The sequence below is a fragment of the Vibrio sp. 10N.286.51.B11 genome, assembly GCF_041469245.1.
In the GTDB taxonomy this organism is placed as follows: Bacteria; Pseudomonadota; Gammaproteobacteria; order Enterobacterales; family Vibrionaceae; genus Vibrio; species Vibrio crassostreae_C.
Window position 1 is genome coordinate 2649 of record NZ_JBFRKI010000067.1, and the last position, 4571, is coordinate 7219.

Annotated in this window: 4 protein-coding genes and 1 pseudogene; 4 read left to right on the top strand and 1 reads right to left on the bottom strand. The window is 43.4% G+C overall.

Features of this window, described 5'->3' with window-relative positions; all coding sequences use genetic code 11:
- Positions 1-404: 404 nt before the first annotated feature.
- The 3 genes from slyA to AB4154_RS22235 are packed head-to-tail and all read left to right on the top strand — an operon-like array spanning position 405 to position 3038.
- Positions 405-872: a transcriptional regulator SlyA gene (slyA, locus tag AB4154_RS22225; RefSeq protein ID WP_017059069.1), complete on the top strand. Its 468-nt coding sequence runs from the start codon at positions 405-407 to the stop codon at positions 870-872.
- Positions 873-884: 12 nt separating this feature from the next.
- Positions 885-1946: an HlyD family secretion protein gene (locus tag AB4154_RS22230; RefSeq protein WP_017059068.1), complete on the top strand. Its 1062-nt coding sequence runs from the start codon at positions 885-887 to the stop codon at positions 1944-1946.
- Positions 1947-2006: 60 nt separating this feature from the next.
- Positions 2007-3038, top strand: a complete 1032-nt coding sequence (locus AB4154_RS22235; RefSeq protein WP_017059067.1) for a DUF2955 domain-containing protein — start codon at positions 2007-2009, stop codon at positions 3036-3038.
- Positions 3039-3327: 289 nt separating this feature from the next.
- Here AB4154_RS22235 and AB4154_RS22240 read toward each other — a convergent pair whose 3' ends face one another.
- Positions 3328-4293 carry a GlxA family transcriptional regulator gene (locus AB4154_RS22240; RefSeq protein WP_372124137.1) on the bottom strand — a complete coding sequence of 322 codons (966 nt, stop codon included), beginning with the start codon at positions 4291-4293 and terminating at the stop codon, positions 3328-3330.
- 114 nt (positions 4294-4407) lie between these two features.
- Between AB4154_RS22240 and AB4154_RS22245 the strand changes: the two are divergent.
- Positions 4408-4571: pseudogene (locus tag AB4154_RS22245) on the top strand (MBL fold metallo-hydrolase); the annotation flags it as partial.

Consider the following 4571-nt stretch of genomic DNA (forward strand, 5'->3'; position numbering starts at 1 on the left):
CCCCCGTTGTTAGGTATGCCCGTAAGAAATGAAGTGGCTTAATTGCTCGCAGCCCTTGGGGTTACTACGCTCTTAGGGAGGAATTGTTCAACAACGCCACCTGTAAATCTCAAAAATCCTACATATTTTTCTTTAAAATTCCGCTTCCGTTTATTTTGTGACTGAATGGGCGCGTTAGCTAATATTTTTTGTCATCTACTGTGTTTCTGGCTCAGCGATTGGGTTGGCTGGGTTAAAATTTATTGGTAAAAGATCGGATGTCCTATTTCACTTCCATTTTTATTCTTTTTTTTCATTACTTTAAGGGGATTTAGGCTTATGAGGCGATTTTGATAGTATAAAACAATTTACTTAGCGTGCTAACCAAGTATAATAGTTAGCACACTAAGTAAATGGGAACCATGATGCAAAAAGAATTCGACCATATGAAAGAGCTATCACTGGCAGAACAATTGGGGCGTCTGCATCGCTTATGGCGCACCGCTGTTGACATTGAACTTGCCCCTTTAGAGTTAACTTACCCACGCTGGACAGCCTTATGGAAACTGTGGCGATTAGGCGACAACCTCAGTCAAAAAGTATTAGCCAATGCCTTAGAAATTGAACTGGCCTCTTTAATGCGCACCTTAGCCCAATTAGAACAGCAAGGGCTCATTGAACGCCACTGTTGCCCCCATGATAAACGCGCCAGACTTGTCAATTTGACTCCTGCTGGACTCGATTTAATAACGAAAGTTGAAGTAACAATTATCAATATCCGTAGCCAATTGCTCTTAGGCATAAACGCTGAAGAACTTACTGAGTTTGAAAGAGTAATTAATCTGATTGGTAATAATGCGTTAACCAAATTAGCTAAAATGACAGACAAGTAAGTGAATACAAATATGACACCAGATCAACAATTTTCGCGGCTAACAAAAATTGCCTTAGCAGGCTTTATGCTGGTATTTGGTTACTTTATGTTTGCTGATGCGACTATGCCATTAACGCCGCAGGCTATGGCAACTCGGGTTGTGACTAAGGTTACCCCACAAGTTAATGGCCGCATTAAAACTATTGCTGTCACTAATAACCAAGTTGTTAGCAAGGGTGAATTACTGTTTGAAGTAGATCCTAGACCGTATAAGTTAGCGGTAGATGAAGCGCAGTTGGCTTTAGAGCAAGTCCAGCAAGATAACGCTGAGCTAGATGCCTCTTTGTTAGCGGCGCAAGCTGATGTCAATGCCAGCCAAACCACATCACAACAAAAACGCAGCGAAGCAAAGCGTCTTGATGCACTGTACAAAACTAATGGCGTATCCCAACAGCAACGCGATCAAGCTGACAGCGATGCCGCTGCGGCTGAAGCAAATTTGCTGGCAACCCAAGCCCGTTTAAAGCAATTAGAAGTGAGCCGCGGTGTTTACGGTAACAATAACTTAAAAGTACGTCAGGCCGAAAATCGCTTAGCCCAAGCCAAATTAAACCTGTCTTATACCCAAGTTCATGCGGATCAAGACGGCACAGTTACTAACTTGCAAATCATGGTCGGCGGCTTTGCGGCCATTGGCCAGCCACTGCTGGCTCTTGTTTCTGATGATGTGGATATTATTGCTGATTTTAGAGAAAAGGCATTACGAGATGTCTCAATTTCATCTAAAGCCCTTGTTGCGTTTGACGGTGAACCAGGCCGTTTATATCGCGCCCACGTCAGCAGTATTGATGCTGGGGTTAGCGCCGGACAGTTCGATGCCAATGGCAGTTTAGCGACTCCGCAACAATCTGATCGCTGGGTCCGTGACGCCCAAAGAATGAGATTGCATTTACAATTAGATAATGACGAAGTCATGAGAACATTGCCAACGGGGGCACGGGCGACGGTGCAGATAATGCCAGAAAATAGTTTGCTGAACTTATTAGCTCATGGGCAGATTAAAGCCATCAGTATGCTGCACTATATCTATTAACATCATACATTTGATAGATGCGCTATTTTAAATATATTACAGCGACACAAGGCAACAATCATGTTACTAAGATTTAATCCCATGACAGCCAATGATTTACGTCAATGTCTACGTATTGCCACTGCTGGCACGATTGGCTTTACTGTGTGCAAACTGTTCGGCTTTAGTAACGGGGTGTTTTATACTGTTACCCCTATGGTATTGCTAGGGCTAGCACCTGTGTTCACCGCCCATGTCGCGCGACAGGTGTTGGCGTCTTCTGTCACAGCTGGATTAGTGGTAGGCGTTATCGGTGGTTTATTTGGTGGCCATCCAGTCTTAATGACCCTGATTATTTTTGGGGTGTTTGTTGGCTTTTTTACCGCCATGACCCGCGGCAGTTTTTTTCTTTATGGTGCCAATAGTTTACTTAATCTGAGCATCATGCTTAATTTTGCCAGTTACCCTGATACTGATCTAAACGGTCTCATCGGCGCTAATCTCGGCGCCACAATACTGGCAATCATTATCGCCTATATCATGGTCTCGTTAATCCCTGATGTTGAACCCAGAAAATTGCAAAAACCACCAGCAAAATCAGTAAATCGAATGCGACATGAAGTATTACTGGGGGCAACTATCGCCACAGCATCTTTTGTCGTGTTCCAGATATTTAATCTGCAAGACTCTATGTCGGCGCAAGCTGCCACAATTTTATTACTTTATCCGATGCATTTTACTGGGGTATTAAATTATGCCCTTAAACGTGCGATAGGTACCTTTCTTGGAGTGACATTCGGTGTGTTAGCCCAGTTGTTTCTCTATGATTGGTCGGGGCTGCTTATCTTAGTAGTGCCGGTTTTATGGTTCGGATTAATGCTATTTAGCCAAGTTCATGTTAAAGAAAACGTCGGCGCTGGGGTTGGCTTTGGAGCGATGACCACGCTGGGGATTTTATTTGGCCAATACCTCACCCCAGGTAGCGATCTGATATATAGTGCACTTTACCGTATTAGCAGTATTTTGGTTGCCATCGTAGCGACTTTATTACTGTGTTACATCATGCACACTTTACTTAACCGATTTGCTGCAACGCGCTTAAGTTATCAGTAATGCTGATAATGATTAATCGAGCATGGAAAAAAACTGCTTGTGACTCAGCATTAGAAACAATAGGGTCATGTCTTGTCTTTTGTCTCTCATAACAATCACCTGATTCCAGTACGGGATCAGGTACTAGTATTTCAATAAAGCAATTGGAGACACCGTTGAAACTTTTTCCTCTTTGCCATACCTGTAGTTATTCATGATTTGCTAATGTTTACTTTTCCGAAACTCATTTCTGCCCAAAGGTATGCTGGCGGTAGCATGTAACGCAAAAATGCCCTCAATGAAATGAGTTCTATTGCTTGAAAGTCGTGCGCCACTGAACCGGCGATACATGAAAAGCAGATTTAAAGTGCTTTCTAAATACACTGTCAGAACCAAAACCCGCTTGCTCTGCAATTTGAGGTATCGATAGTTTCGTGGTTTCTAATAGACGTTGGCTAAACACCAAACGTCGATTTTGCAGCCATTCACCAAATGTACAACCATAGGTGGATTTAAACTGGCGTGTAAAGGTACGTTTACTTATCGCACAGCGCTCAGCGAGTTCATCTAGTGAATGAGACTGATTGAGACTCTGCTCAACCTGCTCAATCACAAGGTTAATACTTGTCTCTGTGAGGGGTTTTATGTTGACTGGTGCTGGTATGTATTGTTGCTGCCCACCATTACGAGATGGTGCAGTCACCATCTTACGAGCGAGATCATTCGCAAGCTCACTACCACACAAACGGCGCACTATGTGCAGACAGCAATCGAGTGAAGCTGCTACTCCAGCAGAGGTGATGATAGTCTCATGTTCAACAAATAGAGGGTTTGGGTCAAAATTCACCTTAGGAAATTGCTGCTGAAATTGTTCGGTAAATGCCCAGTGGCTTGTGGCTCGTTTGCCATCGAGAACGCCAGCACACGCGAGAACATAAGAACCAAGGCAGAGCCCTACCAGCAACTTCCCTTTATCATGATGATCTATTAACGCCTCTAGAAGTCGCTCACTTGGCTCTGGCAGGTCATTTGGCCAGCTTGGAATAATTATAATATCGGCTTCTTGGGTAGCACTTAGATCGCTATCGACCACCACACCAAATCCAGAGCTTGTTTCAAACCGCAAGCTGTTTTCGCTACAGATCCTCAAGTTAAACCGAACCGGCTGACCGAAAAAGATATCTCGAAACACCAGACAGGGCACAGAGAGATGAAAAGCACTGATGCCTTCAAAGGCTATCATAGTAATTTTAATTAACTCGCTTGATTTGTTCATGAGTGTCTCGATTTGCGCGAACGTTGACTTTCAAGACAGTATCATAAGAAGTCGGAAAGTAGCATACTAAATCGTATAGAGAACATGACTTGTTAGTGAGTTTAGAGAGGCATTATGAAGATCCACCACCTACGTAGCGCAACTTTTCTCATTGAATCTGGCGAAAAATTTATCCTTATTGATCCTATGTTGGGGAAAAAAGGCTCTATGCCTCCGTTTTCAGTCATTAAGGCTAAGGCCGCGAAAAATCCAACGGTTAAGATGCCAAGTAATGCCGA

Coding starts and splice junctions, on each gene's coding strand:
- AB4154_RS22240 (WP_372124137.1), bottom strand. CDS start 4,293: ATGAACAAATCAAGCGAGTTAATTAAAATTACTATGATAGCCTTTGAA.
- slyA (WP_017059069.1), top strand. CDS start 405: ATGCAAAAAGAATTCGACCATATGAAAGAGCTATCACTGGCAGAACAA.
- AB4154_RS22230 (WP_017059068.1), top strand. CDS start 885: ATGACACCAGATCAACAATTTTCGCGGCTAACAAAAATTGCCTTAGCA.
- AB4154_RS22235 (WP_017059067.1), top strand. CDS start 2,007: ATGTTACTAAGATTTAATCCCATGACAGCCAATGATTTACGTCAATGT.